We start from the raw sequence: 22,974 nt of genomic DNA on the forward strand, positions 1-22,974 counted from the left end.
CTCAGCGGGCCGCGAGGAGTTCCTCGTACGCCGCACGTAGCCCGTCGACCGCCTCGCGGCCGGCGGGCTGCAGCGGTTCCCGGACCGGGCCCGCGTCCAGCAGGGCCTTCGCGGTGACGGTGCCGGGCAGGCCGCCCGCCATCATCAGCTCGGCGAGGCGGACGGTCAGCCCGTTGAGCCGTGCCGCCTCGTCCGTCCGCCCCGCGTCGAACGCGTCCAGCGGCGCCCGCATCTGACGCGGGGCCACGTTGGCGACGGTGCTGACATAGCCCGCGCCGCCCAGCGCGTACAGCGGGAGGTTCAGCTCCTCGCACCCGGAGTAGTACGCCAGCCCGGTGCGGGCGATCACCTTCGTGGAACCGAGCAGGTCGTACGCGCAGTCCTTCACCGCGACGATCCGCGGGTGGTCCGCGAGGCGCAGCAGGGTCTCCGGCTCGATCCGGACACCGGTGCGGCCGGGGATGTCGTACAGCATCAGCGGTACGCCGGTGGCCTCGGCGATCCGCAGGAAGTACGTCTCCACGGCGGCCTGCGGCGGCCGGCTGTAGTACGGCGGCACCACCAGCAGCCCGTCCGCGCCCGCCTCTTCGGCCTCGCGTGCCAGGCGCACCGCGTGCGCGGTGTCGGCGCTGCCGACACCGGAGAGCAGCGGCACCCCGGCACCGACCTCCGCCCGGACCGCCCGCAGCAGGTCCGCCTTCTCCGCGTCCGACGTGGTGGGCGACTCCCCGGTGGTGCCGCTGAGCACCAGCCCGTCGCACCCCTCGGCCACCAGGTGCGCGGCGTGGGCGCGGGCGGCGTCGAGGTCCAGCGCCCCGGTGGCGGTGAACGGCGTGATCATGGCGCAGAGGGCGCGGCCGAAGGGGCGGGGCGCGGTGGCTGTCATGTCCGAAGTGTCGGCTCCGGTGACCGTGAAGGTCCACTTAGATCTGCTTGCCCGGGCCTCGAAGAGATGCTGAACAGTGCCCTGGGGAGCCCGCCCCCTGACATGATCGAACACGCGGACGGCGTACGGCCGGAGGGCTGAGATGAGGGGCGGGCGAGGGATGGGCGGCGAGTTGGGTGAGCGGGTGCGGGTGCGAGGGCGGGGACGGGTGTGGGGGCCGGCCTCGGTGGTGGTGCTCCTGACGGCGCTGACCGGCTGCTCGGGGTTCCTCGTCCCGGCCGGTGAGGGCGAACGCGAGCCCACCCCGACCGCCCGGGCCGCGACGCCGCCCTCCGTCACCCCGCCGCCGGTCGCCGACGTACCGGCGCAGGCCCCGTCCCCCACGCCCACGCCCACCCCCACCGGCACGTGTCCCGCCTCTGGGGCCGTGGTGACCATGGGGGAGGTGCTGACCGTGATGATGAGCCGTGCGGCCGTCCTGACCTTGACCAACTGCGGCTCGAAGCCCTACCGGGTCGACGGCTACCCCTCGGTCCAGGCGCTCGGCGAGGACGGCGCGCGCCTGGCGGTGAAGGTCAACCCGGCCGGCTCGCAGTTCGGCCGCGACCAGGGTCCCAAGGCGCTCACCCTGAAGCCGGGCGGCACCGTGAGGTCGATGCTCGCCTGGGTCTCCACCCAGGAGGGCGGCGAGCTCGTCATGGCGGACGCCCTGGAACTGGCCGCAGCCCCCGACGCCGGGGCGCGGGTCCAGCCCTTGGAAGGCCACGACATCCGGTACATGGACGAGCTGAACATCACGGCCTGGCGGGCGGAGCTGCCGGAATGACCGCCCTTGACCTCAAGCGGACTTGAGCTGGGACGGTGGTGACCACGACGCACCGGTCGGTGCGTGTGAGAGAGGGGAGAACACCATGACCGCGCAGTTCACCGACCGCCCGGACCTGGCCCGTGACGACGCCGGGATCGTCAAGGTCAGCATGTGGGACGTCGGTACGCCGGAGCGGCAGCGGCAGGCAGTCGACGCCATCCGGAAGACGTGGCGGAGCCGGGAGTGGCCGCACCCCGGGCTCCTCTCGTACAGCGTCCACACGGGCGAGGACGGCAGAACCCTGCTGCACTACTCCCAGTGGGCGGGCGAGCAGGCCTACCAGGACTTCTTCCGGGACGGCCGGGACACCCGCAACGCCGACATCGACGCCGCCGTGCCGGGCGTCGAACGCCTCTCCCTGCACACGTACGAGCTGTACCGCTCCGTGCTCCGGGCCGAGGGCGACACCCGCGCGCCCGGGTGCGTCGTGATCGTCGATCTGGAGTTCGCCGGCCCCGACCCGGCCCGGCAACGGGACTGGGTGGACGCCGTGGTCGAGGCGCTCGGCGAGGACCCGGACACCCCCGCCGGCGGCATCGCCGCACACTTCCACGTCAGCACCGACGGCAGCCGGGTCCTCAACTACGCCGAGTGGGAGAGCGCCGACCACCACATCGCGGCCCTCGCCGCGCCCGGCGAGGGGGTCGGCTCCCCGTCACCGCTGTGGGAACGCGTCCAGACGTACCCGGGGATCGTCGGCGGGGGCGTAAACCGCTACACGCCCGCGCTCAGCATGGAGACGGGCGCGGGCGCATAACGGGCGCGCCGGGCGGCGGGCGGCGAATGACGTCTAGGCTTGGGCGGCTGAACCGCGTACGCACTCCGTACGCTCCCGAGCACGCACCGAGGAGAACTCCCGATGTCCGCAGAGCGCCCCATCCTGCCGCCGGTGCGGCTGCACTCCGAGGCCGAACTGGCGCGGGACGCGCTCGCCGCACCGCTGTTCGTGCGCGCCGTGAAGCTCGCCCGCTGGGCCGGCCCGGACACCCGTGTCGGCGCGGGCGGCGAACTCGTCGAGGCGCACCTGCCCGCCGCCGCCGAGCACCTCGGCCTCCCCGCCGACGAGGAGGGCGCCGCGTACGCCAGCGAGGCCTGGCGGCTCGCTGTGGACACCGGGCTCCTCGATGTGACGGACCCGGAGGAGGGGGAGCTTCCGGACGGTTCCGGGAAGCTTTCGGGCGGCTCGGGCGGCTCGGGCGGCTCGGGCGGCTCGGGCGGCTCGGAGGAATCGGAGGCCGAGGGCACCGTCACCGCAGGCGAGAACCTGGCGCTGCTCACCTCCGGCTCCCCGCAGGACGTCCTCGCCATCTGGCTCGACGGCCTCGACGCCGTGCACGCCGACGCCACCGCGCCCGTCCTGGACGACTTCGCGGACCTCGTCGGCGAGGACGGCTCGATCGACTTCGATGCCCTGGACTGGGACCCGGAGGCGGAGGCGGAGTTCCTCGACGGGGTCCTCGGCAACCTCTACCTGCTCACCCTCGCGGACAACGGCGCGGGCGACGGCCCGGTGCCGCTGCCCGCCCTCGCCGCGTCGATGATCGTCCCCGACGACATGGGCGAGCCCACGGACGACATCCTGGAGCAGGTGTCGGAGGCGATGATGCGCCTCGACGACCAGTTCCGGCTCCTCGAACCCATCGGGATCGTCGCGTACCAGCCGGTCGACGAGGCGTTGATGGCCGAGGAGGGCGAGACGGCGGACGCCTCCGCCGCCGGGGCCGACGAGGAGGACGTCACCCGGTACGGGATGGTCAAGCTCACCCCGCTCGGCCTGTACGGCGTCCGGGCCCGGATGCTGGAGGCCGGGGTGGACGCCCCCGCCGTCGGCGACCTGGCCGACAAGGGCGCCGACGCCCTCCTCGACGGCATCGCGTACTACCCGGAGGCCGCCGCCCGCGCCGAGATCCAGCTCTGGCTCGCCGCGCGCGGCGCCCAGGGCGCGGTCGCGGCGGCAGCCGAACTGCTGGCGGCGGCACGCGGCACGGACGAGGGCGCACCACTGCGCCGCCTCCACTGCCAGCAGGCCCTCGCCCTCGCCGGGGAGGAGGCCGAACCCGCCGTACGCGCGGTCCTCGGCGACCAGGAGCTCGGCGGCCTGGCCCGGGTCTGGCTCGCCGAGCACGGCGCGTCCGACGTCCCGCCCCCGCCGGAGGCGATGATCTTCTGGCTGGCCATCGACACGATCGCCGCCCAACTGGACGCCGACGGCGAACTCGACGAGCTCCAGGGCCTGGTCGAGGGACTCTCCGCCCAGCACAGCGGCTTCTTCGACGAGGTCTGGCGCGTCGACCACCCGGCCACCGCCGATGTGCTGGAGGCCATGGGGCGCCTGCACAGCGACAAGAAGGCGGCGAAGGACGCCCGGAAGGCGGCGTTCAAGGCCCGGTCGCGCGCGGGGGGCTGAAGGGGCGTGAAGAGGCGTGATGGGGCGTAGAAATCCCTTCGCGCTCCCGGGGGTTGTTCCCTAAGGTCATGGACATGCACCTCCCGGTGCGAAGGCCGCGGCTCCTTCTTCCAACGAAATACGCCGCAGCCACTGTCGATCTCGGGAGGCGCGAGCGCCGGGGTGCCCGGTGCGCAGACGACGGATACTTCTGGATCTGGCGGTTGCGGGTTCGAGTCCCGCCCGGCTCCGGCCGGTAGCTCAAGTGGGTAGAGCACCCGACTGTTCCGTCGTCGACCGGCCTTCACCGGCCCTGATCTCGGGCACCCCGTTCCGCCGCCGCGTCCTCCCCGGGAACCACGAATCACGAACCAGGATTCAGGAATTCGGGGGAATTCTCATGGCCCGCTTCAATCAGCGCGTCACCCAGCTCCGGTCCGCCCTTTCGCGGCCCGTCTCGCCCTTGTCGCCCGTCGCCACGACCGGTGCGCTCGCAGCCAATCACCAGGGTGGGACCGGGCGCGTGCGGGACGCCCGGTCCGAGCTCTTCCTTCTCGCCGTCGCCAACTTCGTGGCGCAGGAGACCTTCTACGAGGGCGGTGAGGAGCGCGACACCCGGTTCGCCGTCCTCGTGCGCCGCCTCGCCGTCGAGGACCCCGCCTGGACCGCGGGGCTCCTCCACTGGCTGCGGCGGGACGGGCAGATGCGGACCGCCTCGCTGGTCGGCGGCGCGGAGTACGTGAAGGCGCGGCTGGACGCGGGGTGCACCGAGGGACCGGCGAACCGGCAGGTCATCGACTCCGTACTGCTGCGTGCCGACGAGCCGGGCGAGCTGCTCGGCTACTGGACCTCCCGCTACGGGCGTGCCCTGCCCAAACCTCTCAAGCGGGGCATCGCCGATGCCGTACGCCGCCTCTACACCGGCCGGTCGCTGCTGAAGTACGACACCGCCTCCAAGGGGTTCCGCTTCGGTGACGTCCTCAACCTGGTGCACGCCGCGCCGGACCCGGCCAAGCCCTGGCAGGGCGAGCTGTTCCGGTACGCGCTCGACCGCAGGCACCGGCCCGAGACCGCCGTGCCGCCGGTCGGCGACCGCACCCTGAACGCCCACCGGGCCCTCATGGAGCTGCCGGTCGCCGAGCGTCGCGCGGTCGTCACCGGGCCCGGCGGCGCCGAGCGGCTGGCCGAGGCCGGGATGACCTGGGAGGCGCTGGCGGGCTGGTTGCAGGGGCCGATGGACGCGGCGGCCTGGGAGGCGGTGATGCCGTCCATGGGGACGATGGCGCTCGTCCGCAACCTCCGGAACTTCGACGAGGCCGGGGTGAGCGACGAGGCCGCGGCCGAGGCGGCGGAGCGGATCCGCGACCCGGAGGCCGTCGCCGCGTCCCGGCAGTTCCCCTTCCGCTACCTGGCCGCCCACCGGCACGCGCCCTCGCTGCGCTGGGCGTACCCGCTGGAGCAGGCGCTCGGCCACTCGCTGAGCCAGGTTCCGGCGCTGCCCGGGCGCACCCTGGTCCTGGTCGACCGCTCCGGTTCCATGTGGTCGCCACTCTCCGAGCGCTCCCAGCTGAACCGGGCCGACGCCGCCGCCGTCTTCGGCGCCGCCCTCGCGCTGCGCGCCGCCGACGCGGACCTGGTGCAGTTCGGCACCACCAGCGCGCCGGTGGCGTACCGCGCGGGCGAATCGGTGCTCAGGGTCCTGGAGCGCTTCGGCAACCTGGGCGGCACCGACACCGCAGGCGCGGTGGAGCGCCACTACCGGGGCCACGACCAGGTGCTCATCGTCACCGACGAGCAGGCGTCGTACACCTACCGTGGCGACGCCACCCGGAGCGTTCCGGACACGGTGCCCGTCTACACCTGGAACCTGGCCGGATACCGGCTCGGCCACGCCCCGTCCGGCGACGGAAACCGCCACACGTTCGGGGGGCTTTCCGACGCCGCGTTCCGCATGGTTCCGCTGCTGGAGGCGGGGGTAAGCGCTGACTGGCCCTGGTGAGCGCGGGTCACGAATCCGGCACTTCTGGGGCTCGGGCGGCAAACGGGCATGGCGTCGGGCCTTCACAGGGCGCATACTCGACTTAATGAAACAGTCAGCCGGCTCCCGGCGTCACCTGCCGTCCAGTCCCTTCAACCGCCCGGCCCAGGAGGCCCCACCGGTCGAATGCTTCGATGTGGGCGACAGGGTGTCGCACGACCAGTTCGGGCTCGGCAGAATCCTTGCTGTCGAGGGCGACAACGATGCAGTCCTCATCGACTTCTCCGGGCGACAGGGGAGGATCCTGAGCCCGTACTCCAAGCTGACCAAGCTCTGAGACACCGGACGAGCACGAGCAGCGTCAGCGCCCGTCTCCGTCTCCTCCCTCTCCGGATCCGGGGCACCTGAGTCACCTCGGGTGCCCCGGATGCCGTTGTGGCCCGGGCTCCGGGAGCTACAAGGCCTGGGCGGCCGGCTTCACCATGCCTCGTACAGTGCGGGACTTCACGAACTCGCCGATGGCCGTCATCTCCCACTCGCCGGTGAACTGCTTGATCAGCTTGGCCATCATGACGCCGGTCTGCGGCTCGGCGCCGGTCAGGTCGAAGCGGACCAGCTCCTCGCCGGTGGCGGCGTCGATCAGGCGGCAGTAGGCCTTGGCGACCTCGTTGAACTTCTGGCCGGTGAACGAGTTCACCGTGAAGACCAGGCCCGTCGCCTCGGCCGGGATCCGGCCCAGGTCCACGACGATCGTCTCGTCGTCCCCGGCGCCCTCACCCGTGAGGTTGTCGCCGGAGTGCTTGATCGCCCCGTTGAGGATGGAGAGCTTGCCGAAGTAGCAGCTGTCCAGGTGGTTCCGGTTGGGGCCGTACGCGATGACCGAGGCGTCCAGGTCGATGTCCTTGCCGCGGAACGCGGGCTCCCAGCCGAGGCCCATCTTGACCTGGGAGAGGAGCGGGGCGCCGCCCTTGACCAGGGAGACCGTCTGGTTCTTCTGGAGGTTCACCCGCCCCTTGTCGAGGTTGATCTTCCCGGCGCCCAGGGGCGGGGCGGCGGGCGGTGCCGGGGTAACGGCGGGGGCGGCGGGGGCCGGCGGGGCGATCCTCGGGTCTACCGGAGCCGCCGCCGGAGCCACCGGGGCGGCCGCGGCCGGGACCGGCGGGGCGGCCGGCTCCTCGACCGATACGCCGAAGTCCGTGGCGATGCCGGCCAGCCCGTTCGCATACCCCTGGCCGACCGCGCGGGCCTTCCAGGCGCCGTTGCGCCGGTAGACCTCGATGACCACGAGCGCCGTCTCGCCGCCCAACTGGGGCGGGGTGAACGTGGCCAGCGCGGTGCCGTCGTCGGCGTTGCGCACGGTGGCCGTGGGCTCGACGCCCTGGAAGGTCTGGCCTGCGGCGTCGGGGCTCGCGGTGACCACGATCTTCTCGATGCCGGGCGGGACCGCCGTGGTGTCCACCACGATGGCGTCGGGTGCGGAGCCCCCGCCGGCGCGGTAGGTCACACCGGGACCGGAGGGCTGGTTGTAGAAGATGAAGTCGTCGTCGGAGCGCACCTTGCCGTCGGCGGTGAGCAGCAGGCCCGAGACGTCGAGCCGCACCGGAGCGGCGACGTCCACCGCCACACGGACGGCGGAGAGAGGGATGTTCGAGCCGGGGGTCATTACGGTCATGCACGGGGTAACGAACGACCCCGCTTTGCCGTTCCCTTACCTTCGCGGCCGTCCGGCGCCCGTCTCTTCACGGGACGTACCCGGGCGGGCGTGGGCGGGCGCAGGCGCTGTGCCGGGCACGAGGCCGTACGAAGGCCCCGCGCGCCAGCGCCGCCGCGGCCACCACCCCCACCGCCCCGGCGCCCGCCGCGATCACCCGGGCGTCCACCACCGCGACGAGCCCCGCCCCCACCGCCAGGGCCGCCGCGTTCGGGACCGTCATCAGCGAGCCCGCCGTGGCCGCCGTCCGGCCCAGCACCGCGTCCGGGGTCTCCCGCTGCACCGCCGTCACCGCCGCGACCAGCACGCACGGCAGCCCGAACCCGATCGCCGCACTCGCCGCCAGGGCCACCGCCTCCTGCGGCACCGCCCGCGCCCCCACCGCCAGCCCGAACAGCGCCATCCCGCCCGCTGCGAACACCCGCTCCGGCAGCCGGCGCAGCAGCGGCCCCGCCAGCAGCCACATCGCCGACGTACCGAATCCGGAGACGACCACCCCCGCCAGAGCGCGCCCCGCCGTCGGGTCCCGCAGGACCCTGACCATCGCCGAACCGCCCATGCCGCCGCCTCTCCCGCCTGTGCCGCACATCCGTCGCCCGTGCGGCTCATGCTGGGGAGTAAGGAGGCCCGGAGGCATCGGGCGGATGCCCTACGGCTGCGCCGTGCGGTGCGCCTCCGCGCGCTCCACGAAGATCCGGTGCAGGTCGCGGGCGGCCCGGGTGACCGAACCCGAGCGGCTGCGCTGCACCACCAGGAGCACCGTGGTCGTGTCGTCCCTCAGCGGGCGGCAGGTGATCGCGCCGGTGCGCTCCAGCGGGTCCCCGACCACGCTGTAGTCCGGGAGCACGGTGACCCCGAGCCCCTCCGCCACCATCAGCTTGCCCATCTCCGCGCCGTCGGCGGAGTACGAGAACGAGGGCGCCCGGCCCTTCAGCAGCCGGTGGGTGAAGCGGTGCATCAGATAGCCGGCCCGCATCACGATCAGCGGCTCGCTCAGCAGGTCGTCCACCCCGACCGACTCCAGCGACGCCAGCGGGCTGTCGGGGCGCAGGCAGACCACCGGACGGCCGCGGAGCAGCTCCGTCGTGTGCAGGTCGGGGGCCAGGTCGTCGCCCTCCAGGTAGTTCACCAGGCCGAGGTCCACACCGCCCTCCAGCAGGGAGCGGTGGATCACCGACTGCTGGGCGGCGATCACCTCCACCTCGGTGGCCGAGTGCAGCGCGTGGAACTCCCGGATCGCCGGTACGAGAAGGGGGACCGTCGCCGCGAACACCGTGCCGAGGCGGACCGTACGGCTGGTGCGGTGCTGCTCGTCGGCGGCCCGGCGCAGCCGGTCGACCGCGTCCAGCACCCCGATGATGTGCGGCAGCAGCTCACGCCCCGCGTCACTGATCGTCGCCCCGGACCGCTTCCGGTCCAGCACGGCCACCCCGAGCTCGCGCTCCAGGTTCCGCACGGTCTCGCTCAACGCGGGCTGGGACAGGTGCAGTTCCTCCGCCGCCCGGCGCAGCGACCCGAGCCGGGTGACGGCCTCGATGTACTCCAGCTGTTCGATCCGCACGGCGGCCTCTCCCTCGACTTCCCCGCCTGACTTTGGTGAAAGGGAAACCCTATCGCTCCCTCGCCGATGCCTTCTCGACCCGGAGCGTTCCGGCGCCCTACTCTGGAACCCGAAGGCGCCCCCGGGTCCACCGGGTGTCCGCCGCGGAACGCGAAAGGAGAGGGATGTGCGCCGCTTGACCCGTCGCCGCCACATCGACCTCGGCCGCGTTTCCAGCGCCTTCTGTTGTCGCGAAATCTGAGGAGAGCCTCCCTCCTTCGCGCCCCTGTGCACGCCGGGCGCCTCCGTGTACGCCGGGCGCCTCCGTGTACGCCGGGCGCCTCCGTGTACGCCGGGCCGGCCTGCTTACGCCGTGCCCGCCCGCCCGCGTACACCGTGCCCGCCCGAGTACGCCGCGCACCTCCGCGTACGCCGTCGCGCTGGTGCGGTGACCGCCGTAGCCCGGACGCTCCTCTCCTCCCGCGCCCTCGCCCCTGATCGGGTTTCTCGATCACCGGGGCCACTCCGCCATGCCCAGCCCTCCCGGAGAACCCATGCCCGCGTCCTCCTCCTCCTCCTTCTCCTCCGACCTGGTCCGCTTCGCGTACTGGGTGCCCAACGTCAGTGGCGGCCTCGTCACCAGCACGATCGAGCAGCGCACCGACTGGGGGTACGACTACAACCGCGAACTCGCCGTCCTCGCCGAGAACAACGGATTCGACTACGCGCTCAGCCAGGTCCGTTACATGGCCAGTTACGGCGCCGAGTACCAGCACGAGTCCACTTCCTTCAGCCTCGCCCTCCTCCTCGCCACCCAGCGGCTGAAGGTCATCGCCGCCGTCCACCCCGGCCTCTGGCACCCCGGCGTCCTCGCCAAACTGGGCGCCACCGCCGACCACCTGAGCAACGGGCGGTTCGCCGTCAACGTGGTCAGCGGCTGGTTCAAGGACGAGTTCACCGCGCTCGGCGAACCCTGGCTCGAGCACGACGAGCGCTACCGCCGCTCCGAGGAGTTCATCCGGGCCCTGCGCGCGATCTGGACCCAGGACCACGCCGAACTCGCCGGGGACTTCTACCGCATCCGGGACTTCACCCTGAAGCCCAAGCCGATCGCCTCACCTCAGCGCCCGCACCCGGAGATCTTCCAGGGCGGCAACTCCACCGCGGCCCGGCGGATGGCCGGACGCGTCTCCGACTGGTACTTCTCCAACGGCAAGGACTTCGACGGCGTCACCGAGCAGATCGAGGACGTCCGGGCCGCCGCGGAGAGCGCCGGACGCACCCCGCCCCGCTTCGGCCTCAACGGCTTCCTCATCGCCCGCGACACCGAGGCCGAGGCCCGCGACACCCTCCGCGAGATCGTCGCCAAGGCCGACACGGAGGCCGTCCACGGCTTCGGCTCGGCCGTCAGACAGGCCGGGAGCTCCACCGCCGACGGCAAGGGCATGTGGCAGGACTCCTCCTTCGAGGACCTCGTCCAGTACAACGACGGCTTCCGTACGGGACTCATCGGCACCCCGGAACAGATCGCGGAGCGCATCGTCGCCTACAAGCGCCTCGGCGTCGACCTGCTGCTCCTCGGCTTCCTGCACTACCACGAGGAGGTCGAGTACTTCGGCAAGAACGTCCTGCCGCTCGTCCGCGAGCTGGAGGAACACGGGCCGGGGACCACCAGGCCACTCAGTCGGTCGCCTACAAGCGCCGCGAGGTCGGGCGCCACGTCCTGACCGGCGAACTCCCCGAACCCACCAGGTACTCCTGACCCGCCGTCCCGGCCCCGGCGCGCACCGCCACGACACCGCGCCGGGCCCGGGGCACCCCAGAAACGAGGTCCCCATGGCCACCGTCCTCTCGGTCTCCGGCAGCCCCTCCGCCACCTCCCGCACCGCCCGCCTCCTGCGCCACCTCGACGCCGACCTCATCGCCCAGGGCCACGAGGTGATACCGCTCGACGTCCGTACGCTGCCCGCCGAGGCCCTCCTCGGCGCCGACTTCGCGCACCCCGAGATCGTCCGCGCCACCGGACTCTTCGCCCGCGCCGACGGCATCGTCATCGGTACCCCCGTCTACAAGGCCGCCTACTCCGGCCTCCTCAAGACCCTCCTGGACCTGCTGCCCCAGTACGCGCTGACCGGCAAGACCGTCCTGCCGCTCGCCACCGGCGGCACCACCGCCCACGTCCTGGCCCTCGACTACGCGCTGCGCCCGGTGCTCTCGTCCATGGGCGCCGCGCACATCGTCCCGGGGTGGTTCGTCCTGGACCGGCACATCACGACCGGCGAGGACGGTTCGGTCGTCCTCGACCCCGCGTCGGCCGCCCCGCTCGACCAGGTGGTCGCCCAGTTCGCCGCCGCCCTGGACCGGACCGCCCCGGTCCCCGCCACCCGCTGACCCCAACCCGCAACCCCCTTTGGAGGCAGGCCGTGACCGCGCCGACCCGACGACGACCACCCCTCACCGCGCGGGTGATCCGCGACGGTGCCGAGGCGCTGCGCACCGCCGCCGAACTCGCCGAGGAGTTCCGCCCGGGCGCCTGTGGGCGGGACGCCCGGCGCGAGCTTCCCCGTACCGAACTCGACCGCCTCACCGCCACCGGCCTCCTCGCCGTCACCGTCCCGGCCGAGCACGGCGGCGCCGACGTCTCCGCCGCCACGCTCGCGGAGGTCTTCCGGCTGCTCGCCTCCGCCGACGCCAGCCTGGCGCAGATCCCGCAGAGCCACTTCGCGTACGTCAACGTCCTTCGGCAGCAGGGCAGTCCGGAGCAGCAGGCCTTCTTCTTCGCCGAGGTGCTGGCCGGCCGCCGCTTCGGCAACGCCCAGTCCGAGGCCGGGACCAAGCACCTCCAGGACATCCGGACCCGGCTGGTGCGCGGCGAGAACGGCTCGTACCTCCTGACCGGGGTGAAGAACTACTCCACCGGCGCCCTGTTCGCCGACTGGATCCCCGTCCTCGCCCGCGCCGAGGACGACCTGCTCCAGGTCGCGTACGTCCCCGCCGACGCGCCCGGCCTCACGGTGACCGACGACTGGGACGGCATGGGCCAGCGGACGACCGCGAGCGGCACGGTGCGCCTGGAATCCGTACAGGTCCCACAAGCCCACGTCGTCCCCCACCACCTCACCTTCACCGGCCCCCAACTGCACGGCGCGCTGGCCCAGTTGCTGCACACCGCCATCGACGCCGGGATCGCGGCGGGCGCGTTGGCGGAGGCGGTGGAGTTCGTGACGACCCGGAGTCGGCCCTGGTTCGAGAGCGGGTACGACACCGCCGCCGAGGACCCGCTCCTCATCCAGCGCTTCGGCGAACTGGAACTCCGCCACCGTGCCGCCGACGCCCTGCTCGCCGCCGCCGCGCGGGCCGTGGACGCGGCGCGCGCCGACCTGGACGACGACAGCGCGGCCGAGGCGTCGATCGCGGTCGCGGCGGCGAAGGCGTACGCGGGGAGCGCGGCGCTGGAGATCGCGGACGCGCTCTTCGAGGTCTCCGGGACCCGCGCCGCCCTCGACAGCCTCAACCTGCACCGGCACTGGCGCGACGCCCGGACCCACACCCTGCACGATCCGGTGCGCTGGAAGATCCAGCACCTCGGGCGGTACGTCCTCAACGGCGCCCGCCCGCCCCGCCACGGCCTGCTCTGAACCACCACCCCCTGCGGAGAGAACCGATGTCACTGACCTTCCACTGGTTCCTGCCCACCAACGGCGACAGCCGCCATGTCGTCGGCGGCGGCCACGGCACCCCGGTCACGGCGGCGGGCGGCGACCGCCCGCCGACCGTCCGCTACCTCGCCCAGATCGCCCGCGCCGCCGAGGACGTCGGCTTCACCGGGGTGCTCACGCCGACCGGCGCCTGGTGCGAGGACGCCTGGCTGACCACCGCGATGGTCAGCCAGCACACCGAGCGGCTGAAGTTCCTGGTCGCCTTCCGTCCCGGCTTCATCTCGCCGACGCTGGCCGCCCAGATGGCCTCCACCTACCAGCGGCAGACCGGCGGCCGGCTGCTGCTCAATGTCGTCACCGGCGGCGAGAGCCACGAGCAGCGCGCGTACGGGGACTTCCTCGACAAGGACGCCCGGTACGCCCGCACCGGCGAATTCCTGGAGATCGTCCGGCAGTTGTGGGACGGCAAGACCGTTGACCTGGACGGCGAACATCTCCACGTCGAGCAGGCCCGGCTCACCCAGCTCCCCGACCCCGTCCCCGACGTCTACTTCGGCGGCTCCTCCCCGGCCGCCGGACGCGTCGCCGCCCGCCACGCGGACGTCTACCTCACCTGGGGCGAGCCCCCGGCCCAGGTCGCGGAGAAGATCGCCTGGATCAGGTCGCTCGCCGCCGAGCAGGGCCGTACCGTACGGTTCGGCATCCGGCTGCACGTGATCACGCGGGACACGTCGCAGGCGGCTTGGGCCGAGGCGGACCGGTTGCTCGCCGGCTTCGACCCGGCGACCGTGCGCTCGGTCCAGGAGGGGCTGGCGCGCAGCGAGTCGGAGGGGCAGCGGCGGATGCTGGAGCTGCACGGCGGCGGCCGGGACGGTCTGGAGATCCACCCCAACCTGTGGGCGGGCATCGGCCTCGTCCGGGGCGGCGCGGGCACCGCCCTGGTCGGCAGCCACGCGGAGGTCGCGGATCGGATCCGGGAGTACCACGCGCTCGGCATCGACGAGTTCGTGCTCTCCGGCTACCCGCATCTGGAGGAGGCGTACTGGTTCGGCGAGGGCGTCCTGCCCCGGCTGGCCGACGCCGGCCTCTGGACGCACCCGGCGGGGCCGGTCCGACCGCGCGGCGCGGCGGAGATCCCGTTCGCGGGCGGGGCGCGGTGAGGGGTGGCGGGTCGCGGTGGGTGAGGGGCGGCGGGGCGCGGTGAGGGGTGGCGGATCGCGCTAGCGAGCGCTGCTGACCACCAACCGCCGTATCTCCTCCGCCAGTTCCGCCGCCGAGGTGGTCAGCACCATGTGGTCCGCCTCCCGCAGCACCACATGGCGGCCATGCGGCGACTGCCGGGCCCGGTACGCGTGCGAGACCGTGGCCCGCTCCCGTACGGCCTTCGGCATCCCGGGGGAGACCCGCCCCGCCGACACCACCGTCACCGGCAGCCCCGCGAGCCCCGGCGGGTTCTCCAGGAGCGCCCGCAGGTCGCCCGCCGCGTCCTCCAGCTCGCGGCCCCGGGTGCGGGTCATGGCGACGGTGTACCCCTCGGCCCGCATGTCGGCGGCGGCGTCGGGCGGCAGGACGGCGGTGAGCGAGCGGTAGGCGCGGCCCAGCAGCCCCAGCCGGGCCATCAGCACCGTCGCCACCTGCCCGACCCGCTCGACCCGCCGCATCGAGGGGCGGAACAGCAGCTCGCACGCCTCGTCCGAGGGGTCGACGAGTACCAGCCCGGCCACCCGCGCGGGCCGCGCGGCGGCGGCCAGCCGCACCAGGGGTCCGCCCCAGCTGTGGCCGACCAGGACGTACGAGCCCTGAGAGCGTCCGGGTCCGCCGAGACGGTCCAGGTGGTCCAGCAGATCGCCCAGGTCGTCGGCGAGCGCGTGCAGCCGGCGCGAGGCTCCGGCCGGGGCGGCGGGGCTGCGGCCGAGACCGCTGCGGTCGTACACCACGGTCGGCGCGACATCGGCGAGCGCGGCCTGGACCGGGGCCCAGTACGAGCGCCCGGCGGCCAGTCCGCCTTCGAAGACCACCGTGGGCGCCGTCGTCGGCCCCGCGAGCCGCTGGTAGAACAGCTCCCGCCCGTCCCGTGTGCGCGCGATGCCCGGTTCGCCCTGGCTGTGGGCGGGGGCGTCGGCGTCGGGCCCCGTCGTGCCGTGTTCCGCCGGACCCATCCCCGTACCCCCTGCACCTCGTCACGTTGGCGCCCCGGGACCGTCCGGGGCGCCAAGTAAGGCAAGGGTAACCTAAGTCGAATGTCGAGGTGAGCGACTCACCGCTCCAGCGCCGCCTTCATCATCTTCTGCGCGATCGGCGCCGCCAGGCCGTTGCCGCTGACCTCGGAGCGCGCCGAGCCGGAGTCCTCGACGATCACCGCGACGGCGACCTCCTTGCCACTGCTGTCGGCCTTCGCGTACGACGTGAACCAGGCGTACGGGGTGTTGCTGTTGTCCACGCCGTTCTGCGCGGTCCCCGTCTTCCCGCCGACCTCGGCCCCGGCGATCCTGGCGTTGGTGCCGGTGCCCTCCTCGACGACGGTCACCATCGCGCTACGGAGCTGCTCGGCGGTCTTCTCGTCCACCACCCGCTCGCTCTCCCCGTCGCCGGTCTCCTCCAGCGTGGAGCCATCCCCGTCCGTCACCGCCGACACCATGTGCGGCGCGGCCAGCTCACCGCCGTTGGCCAGCGCCGAGGTGACCATCGCCATCTGGAGCGGGGTCGCGGTGACCTCGAACTGGCCGATCCCCGTCAGCGCCGTCTGCGCCTTGTCCATGCCGGTCGGGTAGACGCTCTCGGCGGCCCGCACCGGGACGTCCAGCTTCTCGGTGTCGAAGCCGAACGCGTCCGCCGTCTTCTTCACCTTGTCCTGGCCGAGGTCGGCGGCCGCCTTGGCGAAGACGTTGTTGCAGGAGTACTGGAGGGCGGTGCGCAGGGTCGCGTTCTCGCAGGGGGCGGAGGCGTTCTCGTTGCGCAGGATCGTACGGGTGCCGGGGAGCGTGTACGGGTCGGGGCTGTCGGTCGCCTCGTCGACGGAGCCGTACAGCCCGTTCTCCAGCGCCGCCGCCGCGACCACCAGCTTGAACGTGGAGCCCGGCGCCAACGGCTGCCGCAGCGCCCGGTTGACCAGCGGCTTCTCCTTGTCGTCGAGCAGCTTCTGCCAGGCGTCGCCGTCGTTCGTACCGCTGATCTTCGACGGGTCGTACGAGGGCGTGGAGACCATGCCCAGGATGCGGCCGGTCTTCGGGTCGATGGCCACGGCCGCGCCCTTGTCGTCGCCGAGCGCCTCGTACGCCGCCTTCTGGACGCCCGGGTCGATCGTGGTCAGGACGTTGCCCGGGGTGGCCTGCTTGCCGGTGATCAGGTCGGCCGGGTTCTTCAGGCGGTCGTCCGTGCCGTCCAGGACGTCGCTGTAGATGCCTTCGAGCTGGGTCGCCCCGTACGCCTGCGAGCTGTAGCCCGTCACGGCCGCGTAGAGCTCGCCCTGCGTGTAGGTCCTCTTGTACCGGAGGTCGCCGCCACTGGTCCCCTTCGATCCGGTGACCGGCGAACCGGCCACGATGATGTCCCCGAGCGGGTGCGCGTACTGCGCGATGGTGTTCCGCCGGTTGTGCTCGTCGTCTGCGAGCGCCTTGGCCTGGTAGCCCTGCACCCACGTCGCCCGCACCAGCAGGGCGAGGACCGCGAGCAGGCAGAAGACCGAGGCGCGCCTGATTGTCTTGTTCATCCCGCTGGAGGGACGAGCGGGGGCGTTCCGGCCGTTCCCGGTTGTGCCGCTTCTCACCTATTTCTCACGCGGCCCGCAGGGCTGTGCAGACCGGGTTCGGGGCCCCGGGCTCTCAGCCCGGGGTGATGAACCCGGACTCGTACGCCGCGATGACCGCCTGCGTACGGTCCCGGGCACCGGTCTTCGCGAGAATCGCCGCCACATGGGTCTTCGCCGTCGCCGCACCGACCGCGAGCCGCCCCGCGATCTCCGTGTTGGTCAGCCCCGCCGCCATCAGCCGCAGCACGTCCGCCTCCCGCCCGGTCAGCCGCGCCACCCACGCGGGGGCGGGGGTCTCCCGCCGCCGGGTGTGCCGGCCGGCCAGGGTGCGGACGGCCGCCGGATAGAGGAGCGAGTCGCCGCACGCCACGAGCCGGACCGCCTGCACCAGCTCCTCGGCCGCCGACCGCTTCAGCAGGAACCCGGCGGCTCCGGCGTGCAGGGCGTCGTACACGTACGCGTCGTTCTCGAAGGTCGTGACGACGACGATCCGCGGCGGGTCCTCCAGGGTCGCGAGGATCTGCTCGGTGGCCCGGATGCCGTCGATCTCCGGCATCCGCACGTCCATCAGCACCACGTCGGGCCGCAGGGCGCGCACCACGGAGACGGCCTCCGCCCCGGTGGCGGCCTCCCCGACCACCTCGATGCCCTCCTCCGCGTCCAGGATCGCGCGCAGCGCCGTACGCACCATCTCCTCGTCGTCCGCGACCACGACCCGTACCGGCGGCTGCGCCCCGCTCATGGCCGCTCCTCGGCGCGGCCGGTCAGCGGCAGCCGGACGGCCAGCCGCCAGGCGGAGCCGTCGGTGCCGTCGGTGCCGACGGTGCTTTCGTACGGTCCCGCCTCGCTCCGGCCGCCCAGCAGCGCGGCCCGCTCCGCGATACCGGGCAGCCCCCGGCCGCCTCCGGGCCGCACCACCGCGGGCCGCTCGCCCACCGGGTTCTCCATCACGATCTCCAGCTCCCTCTCCCGTACCGCGATCAGCAGCCGTACGGGGGACGGGCCGCCCCCGCCGTGCCGCAGGACGTTGCTCAGCCCTTCCTGCACGATCCGGTACGCCTCCCGCGAGACGACCGGCACCACCACGCGCGGGTCGCCCGGGTCGCCCTCCCGCTCGTACGCCACCGGCACCCCGCAGTGCGCCAGCAGCCCGTCGAGCGCGTCCAGCCCGGGACCGTACGCCGCTTCCCCGTACGCCGTCCCCTCATCCCCCGGATCCCCGCTCCCCGCCTCCTCGTCCCGCCGCAGCAGCCCCACCACGGCGTCCAGCTCGCCGACCGTCCGCCGCGTCGTCTCCTCGATCGCGGTCAGCGCCCGGCGGACGAACTCCGGATCCCGGTCCAGGACCCGCCGGGCCGCCCCCGCCTGAAGGGTCACCGCGCTCAGGGCGTGGCCCACCGAGTCGTGCAGCTCCCGGGCGAGCCGGTTGCGCACGGCCAGGTCCGCCGCCCGGCGCTCGGCGGCGGCCAGCCGGTCCTCGGGCGTCGGCCCGAGCAGCACCGGCACCCGCCGGGCCAGCAACTCCCCGGCGCCCGCCGCCACCAGCGCCATCGCCACCAGCATCGCGAGCCCGGCGAACGGCGCGAGGGCCAGGGCCCACGGCTCCACCAGCACGTCGCTGCCGGCCGCCGCCTGCCAGGACTCCCGCAGCGCCGCCGAGAACGGCAGCCCCGCCACCGCGACGGCGAACGGCGTCAGCGCCAGCGTCATCCCGCTGACGACCCCGCCGAGGCCCAGGTGCAGCGTGAACCAGGCGGTGGTCCGCACCCGGGCCTGCCGGGTCCGGGCGGGCCCCTCCGCGAACAGCGCGGGCGGCACCCCGCACAGGGCCCGGGCCGCGGCCACGCACAGCGGCCGGACGAGCGGGAAGAAGCCGCTGACCGCCACCATCGGCAGGGCACACGCGAACGCTGCCAACTGGGCGGGCACGGAGGAGAAGAGCCCCGCCCCGCCGCCCGCCAGGCTGACCAGGACCGTGCCGACCAGGAAGTACGGTATCAGCAGCGCGCCGCCGATGATGAGATGCAGCCAGCGCAGCCGCGCCCGCCGCCCGATCAGCCTCAAGCGCGAAAGCCGGACGGCGTGGAGGCGGCCGCCGCGCGCTCCGCGAGGAGGCGTGCGACGGGCAGCGCGATGAGGGTCCCGACCAGCATCTGCCCAGCGTAGATCAGCACCATCGCCGTCGTCGGCCGATCGGCGACGTCACCCGCACCCACCAGGGCGGCGAGTGCCAACCACCCTCCCCAGCAAGCCACTTGCGCCGATCCGGCCCAGACGAGGACGAGCGGCACCCGCAACGGGAGCCGGCCCCCGCGCCGGAAGGCGAGCAGCAGTGCCCCGGTGACGGCGGCGGCCACGAAGAGCGCGTCGACGGCTTCGAGCACGTGGAAGTCGCTGGTGCGCCCCGCCACGCGCCCCTCGTCGAGCCCGGCCGTCGACCCGGCCGCCCAGAGCAGATGGGCGAGCCCCGGCGCGAGGGCGGCCAGGGCGGCGGCCACGGCGGTGACCCGCAGGACGGGGGAGGCCGGAAGCACGGGAAGATCCCGCAGCCGCCCCTGCCAGAGGTGGCCCCAGCGCTCCCTGGCGTACAGCGCGAACAGGGTGCCCAGCGCGAGACCCTGGACGATGAAGCCGCCGTGGACGACACCGAAGACCCACGGTTCGAGGAACGGATCGCCCGCCCCTCCGGAAGTCCGCCCGCCGTCGCCACCGAGGAGCCGGACGGCCGTCTGCAGCGGATAGGCCGTCATGACCGGCAGCAGCAGACCGCTCGCCACCCACATCGGCACCACCAGCAGCCAGGCGGGCACCCGCAGGCCCCAGGGCCGGGTGAGCAGCAGGGCGAGGACGACGACGCAGCCGACCATGAGGACCATGGCCGCGTTGCCGACGGCCAGCACGGTGCCGCCGTCCAGCAGCGGGCTCCCGACCGGGATGCCGAGCCGACTGCCCGCCAACCAGGCGAGCTTGAGGCCGACGTAGGGCACACAGGCCGCGACGGCGAGCACCCGCGCCACGGCCCGGACCGGGCCGACGCGGTACGGGGCCTTCGGAGGCGGGCCGGTCGGGACGGCCGGGGGCGGGTGCTCCACCGGAGACGGGACGGTCGAGGGCTCGGCGGGGGCCCGGTTGGTTGTCGTCATGACGACAACGCTCCTGCGGAGCCGCCGCCCGCACCTCCTGCCCGGCGACGATCCACCTCCGCCGCGCGGGGGAGAGCAAGAGCGCGGTCTCAGCCGTGCAGCGTCGTGAGAACCTCGTCCGTCTCCTCGCCACGGGCGTGGGCGAACCCGCGGTCCCGGCCGGTCACCACGAAGCCGCACTTCTCCAGCACCCGGAGCGAGCCGAGATTGTCGGCCGCCGCCCACGCGTACAGAGGGCGCGTGGGTGTTTCGCGGAGGAAGGCGCGCAGGGCGGACGTCGCCAGTCCGCGGCCCCAGTACGCACGGCCCATCCAGTACGTGACCTGGCGGTCGCCGACCTCGCCGTACGCCCCCACATGGCCCACCACCACACCGTCGGCCACCACCGTGCGCATCACCGCCCCGCCGGATCCGGCGCGGATCCGCGCCCAGTGGGCGTCGAACGCGGCGCGGTCGGCGGGGTCCTCGGAGGTGAACGCGGCGACGCGCGTCGCCGCGGGGTCGCTCGTCCAGGCGAAGAACAGCGGCAGGTCGCCGTCCTCCACCGGGCGCAGGACCACCTCGGTCATCGGAGCCGCCCGGTCATCAGAGCCGCCGCGTCGCCAGGGTGAGGCGGTCGCGGGCGTCCAGCAGGGCGTCCTTCACCGTCTGCTCGTGGCCGGGCGTGAGGCGGGCGACCGGGACCGAGCAACTGATCGCGTCGCGGGCGGGGGTCCGGTAGGGGATGGCCACGCCGAAGCAGCGCAGGCCGAGGGTGTTCTCCTCGCGGTCCACCGCGTAGCCCTGCTCGCGGACCAGGCGCAGCTCCTCGATGAGCTTCTCACGGTCGGTGATGGTGTGTTCGGTCAGCGCGGGGAGCGTCTCGGGGAGCATCTTGCGGACCTGCTCGTCGCTGTGGGTGGCCAGCAGGGCCTTGCCGAGCGAGGTGGAGTGCGCGGGCAGCCGGCGGCCGACCCGGGTGAAGGGGCGCAGGTAGTGCTGGGACTGGCGGGTGGCGAGGTAGACCACGTTCGTCCCGTCGAGCCGGGCCAGGTGGATGGTCTCCGTGGTGTCGTCGGAGAGCCGGTCCAGGGTGGGCCGGGCGGCGGCCACGACCTCGTCGCCGTCGATGTAGGACGTGCCCACCAGCAGGGCCCGCACCCCGGTCCCGTACCGCGTGCCCGTCGCGTCCGTCTCCACCCAGCCGAGCTCCACCAGGGTGCGCAGCAGCATGTAGAGGCTGGACTTGGGGTAGCCGACGGCCTCCTGGACGGCGGCGAGCGAGTGCATGCCGGGGCGCCCCGCGAAGTATTCGAGCAGCTCCACCGTCCGTACCGCGGACTTGACCTGCGCCCCACCGGACTCGGCGACCGACATCGCCCCACGCTCCTTCTCCGGCCTTCGGCCATTGCCAACACGGAAGGCCCGGAAATAGAGTCCGAGCACATTCACGATCAGGAACTCTGTTCAGAATACCGAACGTGTCTGACCGGTGTTCCAGGACCCGAGGGGAATCACGGTGAGTGCAGCACCAGTCTGGAGCGTCGACCCCCGCAGCGGGAACCCGCGCGAGCAGGTAGCTGTGGAGGCTACCGCCGAGGAGGTCGACCGGGCGGTCCGGGCGGCCCACTCCGTACGCGGCGCCCTCGCCGACCGCACGGCACGCGCCGCCTTCCTGCGTACGGCCGCGGAGCTGCTGGAGGGATCCGGCCCGCACATCATCGAGGCCGCCGACGCGGAGACCGCCCTCGGCCCGGCCCGGCTCAGCGGGGAACTCGCGCGTACCGCCGCCCAGTTGCGGGCCTTCGCGGAGGATGTCGAGGAGGGCGCCTACCTCGACATCCGCATCGACCACGAGGACGGCTCCCGCACCCCGCCCTGGCCCGACCTGCGCCGCTGGAAGATCCCGCTCGGGGTCGTCGCCGTCTACGCGGCGAGCAACTTCCCCCTCGCCTTCTCCGTCCCCGGCGGCGACACCGCCAGCGCCCTCGCGGCGGGCTGCCCGGTCGTCGTCAAGGCGCACCCGGGCCACCCGGCCACCTCCGAGCTCTGCGCCTCGGTCCTCCGCCGCGCCGCCGCCCGCACCGGGCTTCCCGAGGACGTGGTGACCCTGGTCCACGGCTTCGACGCGGGCGTCGAGCTGGTCCGCCACCCGCTGGTGGGCGCGGCGGGCTTCACCGGTTCCGTACGCGGCGGACGCGCCCTGTTCGACGCGGCGGCCGCCCGCCCCGCCCCCATCCCCTTCCACGGCGAACTCGGCTCGCTCAACCCGGTCGTGGTCACCGAGGCGGCCGCCGCCGGGCGTGCGGCGGAGATCGGCGCGGGGCTCGGCGCCTCCATGACCCTGGGCACCGGCCAGTTCTGCACGAAGCCCGGCTTCGTCCTCGTCCCGGCCGGTGAGGCGGGCGACCACCTGGTCAAGGCTCTGACCGGGACGGTCAGTTCCACCGGCTCCGGCGTGATGCTGGACCACCGGATGCGGGACGCGTTCCTCGCAGGCGTACGCGAACGGGCCGAACTCCCGGACGTCGAGGCCCCCGTCACTCCCGGCGCGGGCAGCGACCACACCGTCTCCGCCGGATTCCTGACCGTGCCCGCCGCCCGTCTCACCGCCGAGGGCCCGCACGACGCGCTCCTGGAGGAGTGCTTCGGCCCGGTCACCGTGATCGCGCGCTACGGCTCGAAGGACGAGGTCGCCGCCGTACTCGCCCGGCTCCCCGGCAACCTCACCGCCACCCTCCAGACCGCGACGGAGGGCGACGACCCGGAGGCGGCCCCGCTCCTCGCCGCCCTCACCCCGCTCGCCGGCCGCATCCTGGTCAACGGCTGGCCGACCGGCGTCGCCGTCGCGCCCGCCCAGCACCACGGCGGCCCCTACCCGGCCACCACCTCCCCCTCCACCTCGGTCGGCGCGACGGCCATCGAGCGCTGGCTGCGCCCGGTGACGTACCAGAACACCCCCGACCCGCTCCTCCCGCCGGAACTGCGCGAGGCCAACCCCCTGGATCTGCCCCGCCGCGTGGACGGACGCCGCGCATGAGCCTGAACCCGCACCTGCACCTGCACCCGATCGGAT

The 22,974-nt window shown here is 73.5% G+C and carries 22 protein-coding genes; 11 read left to right on the top strand and 11 right to left on the bottom strand.

Annotated features, from left to right (window positions below; genetic code table 11):
- Window position 1 precedes the first annotated feature (1 nt).
- Window positions 2–886: a 4-hydroxy-tetrahydrodipicolinate synthase gene (gene dapA, locus ACFWRT_RS34160; protein WP_380954339.1), complete on the bottom strand. Its 885-nt coding sequence runs from the start codon at window positions 884–886 to the stop codon at window positions 2–4.
- A 160-nt stretch (window positions 887–1,046) separates the two neighbouring features.
- Between dapA and ACFWRT_RS34165 the strand changes: the two genes are divergently transcribed.
- The 5 genes from ACFWRT_RS34165 to ACFWRT_RS34185 all read left to right on the top strand — a co-directional run bounded on the left by ACFWRT_RS34165 (window position 1,047) and on the right by ACFWRT_RS34185 (window position 6,455).
- Entirely contained in the window at window positions 1,047–1,712 is a 666-nt protein-coding gene (locus ACFWRT_RS34165) for a DUF4232 domain-containing protein (RefSeq protein ID WP_380954338.1), read from the top strand.
- A gap of 85 nt (window positions 1,713–1,797) precedes the next feature.
- A complete protein-coding gene (locus ACFWRT_RS34170) occupies window positions 1,798–2,511 on the top strand; it encodes an antibiotic biosynthesis monooxygenase (RefSeq protein WP_380954337.1) in 714 nt (237 codons plus the stop codon).
- 102 nt (window positions 2,512–2,613) lie between these two features.
- Window positions 2,614–4,161: a hypothetical protein gene (locus ACFWRT_RS34175; protein ID WP_380954336.1), complete on the top strand. Its 1,548-nt coding sequence runs from the start codon at window positions 2,614–2,616 to the stop codon at window positions 4,159–4,161.
- 379 nt (window positions 4,162–4,540) lie between these two features.
- Window positions 4,541–6,139 carry a TROVE domain-containing protein gene (locus tag ACFWRT_RS34180; RefSeq protein WP_380954335.1) on the top strand — a complete coding sequence of 533 codons (1,599 nt, stop codon included), beginning with the start codon at window positions 4,541–4,543 and terminating at the stop codon, window positions 6,137–6,139.
- Between the two features lie 85 nt (window positions 6,140–6,224).
- Window positions 6,225–6,455: a hypothetical protein gene (locus ACFWRT_RS34185; RefSeq protein WP_003969918.1), complete on the top strand. Its 231-nt coding sequence runs from the start codon at window positions 6,225–6,227 to the stop codon at window positions 6,453–6,455.
- Window positions 6,456–6,572: 117 nt separating this feature from the next.
- Here ACFWRT_RS34185 and ACFWRT_RS34190 read toward each other — a convergent pair whose 3' ends face one another.
- The 3 genes from ACFWRT_RS34190 to ACFWRT_RS34200 all read right to left on the bottom strand — a co-directional run bounded on the left by ACFWRT_RS34190 (window position 6,573) and on the right by ACFWRT_RS34200 (window position 9,390).
- A complete protein-coding gene (locus ACFWRT_RS34190; RefSeq protein ID WP_380954334.1) occupies window positions 6,573–7,790 on the bottom strand; it encodes a TerD family protein in 1,218 nt (405 codons plus the stop codon).
- Between the two features lie 67 nt (window positions 7,791–7,857).
- The gene (locus ACFWRT_RS34195) at window positions 7,858–8,388 is read right to left on the bottom strand and encodes an MFS transporter (protein ID WP_380954333.1); all 531 of its coding nucleotides are present in this window, start codon (window positions 8,386–8,388) and stop codon (window positions 7,858–7,860) included.
- 90 nt (window positions 8,389–8,478) lie between these two features.
- Window positions 8,479–9,390, bottom strand: a complete 912-nt coding sequence (locus ACFWRT_RS34200) for a LysR family transcriptional regulator (RefSeq protein WP_380954331.1) — start codon at window positions 9,388–9,390, stop codon at window positions 8,479–8,481.
- Between ACFWRT_RS34200 and ACFWRT_RS34205 the strand changes: the two genes are divergently transcribed.
- The 5 genes from ACFWRT_RS34205 (at window position 9,365) to ACFWRT_RS34225 (ending at window position 14,188) form a co-directional block, all read left to right on the top strand.
- Window positions 9,365–9,631, top strand: coding sequence for a putative leader peptide (locus ACFWRT_RS34205; RefSeq protein WP_380954330.1), 267 nt, complete (start codon window positions 9,365–9,367; stop codon window positions 9,629–9,631). The two genes, ACFWRT_RS34200 and ACFWRT_RS34205, sit on opposite strands and share 26 nt — an antisense overlap.
- A gap of 292 nt (window positions 9,632–9,923) precedes the next feature.
- Window positions 9,924–11,096: a dimethylsulfone monooxygenase SfnG gene (sfnG, locus tag ACFWRT_RS34210; protein WP_380954329.1), complete on the top strand. Its 1,173-nt coding sequence runs from the start codon at window positions 9,924–9,926 to the stop codon at window positions 11,094–11,096.
- A 109-nt stretch (window positions 11,097–11,205) separates the two neighbouring features.
- A complete protein-coding gene (gene ssuE / locus ACFWRT_RS34215; protein ID WP_380954327.1) occupies window positions 11,206–11,760 on the top strand; it encodes an NADPH-dependent FMN reductase in 555 nt (184 codons plus the stop codon).
- A 74-nt stretch (window positions 11,761–11,834) separates the two neighbouring features.
- Window positions 11,835–13,007: an SfnB family sulfur acquisition oxidoreductase gene (locus ACFWRT_RS34220; protein ID WP_380954358.1), complete on the top strand. Its 1,173-nt coding sequence runs from the start codon at window positions 11,835–11,837 to the stop codon at window positions 13,005–13,007.
- Window positions 13,008–13,033: 26 nt separating this feature from the next.
- Window positions 13,034–14,188, top strand: a complete 1,155-nt coding sequence (locus ACFWRT_RS34225; RefSeq protein ID WP_380954325.1) for an LLM class flavin-dependent oxidoreductase — start codon at window positions 13,034–13,036, stop codon at window positions 14,186–14,188.
- 60 nt (window positions 14,189–14,248) lie between these two features.
- Here ACFWRT_RS34225 and ACFWRT_RS34230 read toward each other — a convergent pair whose 3' ends face one another.
- The 7 genes from ACFWRT_RS34230 to ACFWRT_RS34260 form a co-directional block, all read right to left on the bottom strand.
- Window positions 14,249–15,187 carry an alpha/beta fold hydrolase gene (locus ACFWRT_RS34230; RefSeq protein ID WP_380954324.1) on the bottom strand — a complete coding sequence of 313 codons (939 nt, stop codon included), beginning with the start codon at window positions 15,185–15,187 and terminating at the stop codon, window positions 14,249–14,251.
- Between the two features lie 98 nt (window positions 15,188–15,285).
- The gene (locus ACFWRT_RS34235; protein ID WP_380954323.1) at window positions 15,286–16,737 is read right to left on the bottom strand and encodes a peptidoglycan D,D-transpeptidase FtsI family protein; all 1,452 of its coding nucleotides are present in this window, start codon (window positions 16,735–16,737) and stop codon (window positions 15,286–15,288) included.
- Between the two features lie 112 nt (window positions 16,738–16,849).
- The gene (locus ACFWRT_RS34240; RefSeq protein WP_380954322.1) at window positions 16,850–17,518 is read right to left on the bottom strand and encodes a response regulator transcription factor; all 669 of its coding nucleotides are present in this window, start codon (window positions 17,516–17,518) and stop codon (window positions 16,850–16,852) included.
- A complete protein-coding gene (locus ACFWRT_RS34245; RefSeq protein WP_380954320.1) occupies window positions 17,515–18,840 on the bottom strand; it encodes a sensor histidine kinase in 1,326 nt (441 codons plus the stop codon). The genes ACFWRT_RS34240 and ACFWRT_RS34245 overlap by 4 nt, the downstream gene beginning before the upstream one ends.
- On the bottom strand, window positions 18,837–19,919 hold the full coding sequence (locus ACFWRT_RS34250) for a hypothetical protein (protein WP_380954319.1): 1,083 nt from the start codon (window positions 19,917–19,919) through the stop codon (window positions 18,837–18,839). Before ACFWRT_RS34250 ends, ACFWRT_RS34245 begins: the two co-directional genes overlap by 4 nt.
- A gap of 89 nt (window positions 19,920–20,008) precedes the next feature.
- Window positions 20,009–20,488 carry a GNAT family N-acetyltransferase gene (locus ACFWRT_RS34255; protein ID WP_380954318.1) on the bottom strand — a complete coding sequence of 160 codons (480 nt, stop codon included), beginning with the start codon at window positions 20,486–20,488 and terminating at the stop codon, window positions 20,009–20,011.
- 16 nt (window positions 20,489–20,504) lie between these two features.
- Window positions 20,505–21,275 (bottom strand): IclR family transcriptional regulator, encoded by a 771-nt coding sequence (locus ACFWRT_RS34260; protein ID WP_380954317.1) that lies wholly within the window; start codon window positions 21,273–21,275, stop codon window positions 20,505–20,507.
- Window positions 21,276–21,417: 142 nt separating this feature from the next.
- On the opposite strand from ACFWRT_RS34260, the gene ACFWRT_RS34265 reads away from it, so the two are divergent.
- Entirely contained in the window at window positions 21,418–22,938 is a 1,521-nt protein-coding gene (locus tag ACFWRT_RS34265) for an aldehyde dehydrogenase (NADP(+)) (protein WP_380954315.1), read from the top strand.
- Window positions 22,939–22,974 lie beyond the last annotated feature (36 nt).

It is taken from the genome of Streptomyces cyaneofuscatus, from assembly GCF_042718795.1.
Taxonomy (GTDB): domain Bacteria; phylum Actinomycetota; class Actinomycetes; order Streptomycetales; family Streptomycetaceae; genus Streptomyces; species Streptomyces cyaneofuscatus_A.

What these genes read in the sequence shown, in the direction of transcription:
- ACFWRT_RS34180 (WP_380954335.1), top strand. Translation starts at nt 4,541, where the DNA reads ATGGCCCGCTTCAATCAGCGCGTCACCCAGCTCCGGTCCGCCCTTTCG.
- ACFWRT_RS34225 (WP_380954325.1), top strand. Translation starts at nt 13,034, where the DNA reads ATGTCACTGACCTTCCACTGGTTCCTGCCCACCAACGGCGACAGCCGC.
- ACFWRT_RS34205 (WP_380954330.1), top strand. Translation starts at nt 9,365, where the DNA reads ATGTACTCCAGCTGTTCGATCCGCACGGCGGCCTCTCCCTCGACTTCC.
- ACFWRT_RS34185 (WP_003969918.1), top strand. Translation starts at nt 6,225, where the DNA reads ATGAAACAGTCAGCCGGCTCCCGGCGTCACCTGCCGTCCAGTCCCTTC.
- ACFWRT_RS34250 (WP_380954319.1), bottom strand. Translation starts at nt 19,919, where the DNA reads ATGACGACAACCAACCGGGCCCCCGCCGAGCCCTCGACCGTCCCGTCT.
- ACFWRT_RS34255 (WP_380954318.1), bottom strand. Translation starts at nt 20,488, where the DNA reads ATGACCGAGGTGGTCCTGCGCCCGGTGGAGGACGGCGACCTGCCGCTG.
- ACFWRT_RS34165 (WP_380954338.1), top strand. Translation starts at nt 1,047, where the DNA reads ATGGGCGGCGAGTTGGGTGAGCGGGTGCGGGTGCGAGGGCGGGGACGG.
- ACFWRT_RS34195 (WP_380954333.1), bottom strand. Translation starts at nt 8,388, where the DNA reads ATGGGCGGTTCGGCGATGGTCAGGGTCCTGCGGGACCCGACGGCGGGG.
- ACFWRT_RS34190 (WP_380954334.1), bottom strand. Translation starts at nt 7,790, where the DNA reads ATGACCGTAATGACCCCCGGCTCGAACATCCCTCTCTCCGCCGTCCGT.
- ACFWRT_RS34235 (WP_380954323.1), bottom strand. Translation starts at nt 16,737, where the DNA reads ATGAACAAGACAATCAGGCGCGCCTCGGTCTTCTGCCTGCTCGCGGTC.
- ACFWRT_RS34175 (WP_380954336.1), top strand. Translation starts at nt 2,614, where the DNA reads ATGTCCGCAGAGCGCCCCATCCTGCCGCCGGTGCGGCTGCACTCCGAG.
- sfnG (WP_380954329.1), top strand. Translation starts at nt 9,924, where the DNA reads ATGCCCGCGTCCTCCTCCTCCTCCTTCTCCTCCGACCTGGTCCGCTTC.
- ssuE (WP_380954327.1), top strand. Translation starts at nt 11,206, where the DNA reads ATGGCCACCGTCCTCTCGGTCTCCGGCAGCCCCTCCGCCACCTCCCGC.
- ACFWRT_RS34260 (WP_380954317.1), bottom strand. Translation starts at nt 21,275, where the DNA reads ATGTCGGTCGCCGAGTCCGGTGGGGCGCAGGTCAAGTCCGCGGTACGG.
- dapA (WP_380954339.1), bottom strand. Translation starts at nt 886, where the DNA reads ATGACAGCCACCGCGCCCCGCCCCTTCGGCCGCGCCCTCTGCGCCATG.
- ACFWRT_RS34170 (WP_380954337.1), top strand. Translation starts at nt 1,798, where the DNA reads ATGACCGCGCAGTTCACCGACCGCCCGGACCTGGCCCGTGACGACGCC.
- ACFWRT_RS34240 (WP_380954322.1), bottom strand. Translation starts at nt 17,518, where the DNA reads ATGAGCGGGGCGCAGCCGCCGGTACGGGTCGTGGTCGCGGACGACGAG.
- ACFWRT_RS34230 (WP_380954324.1), bottom strand. Translation starts at nt 15,187, where the DNA reads ATGGGTCCGGCGGAACACGGCACGACGGGGCCCGACGCCGACGCCCCC.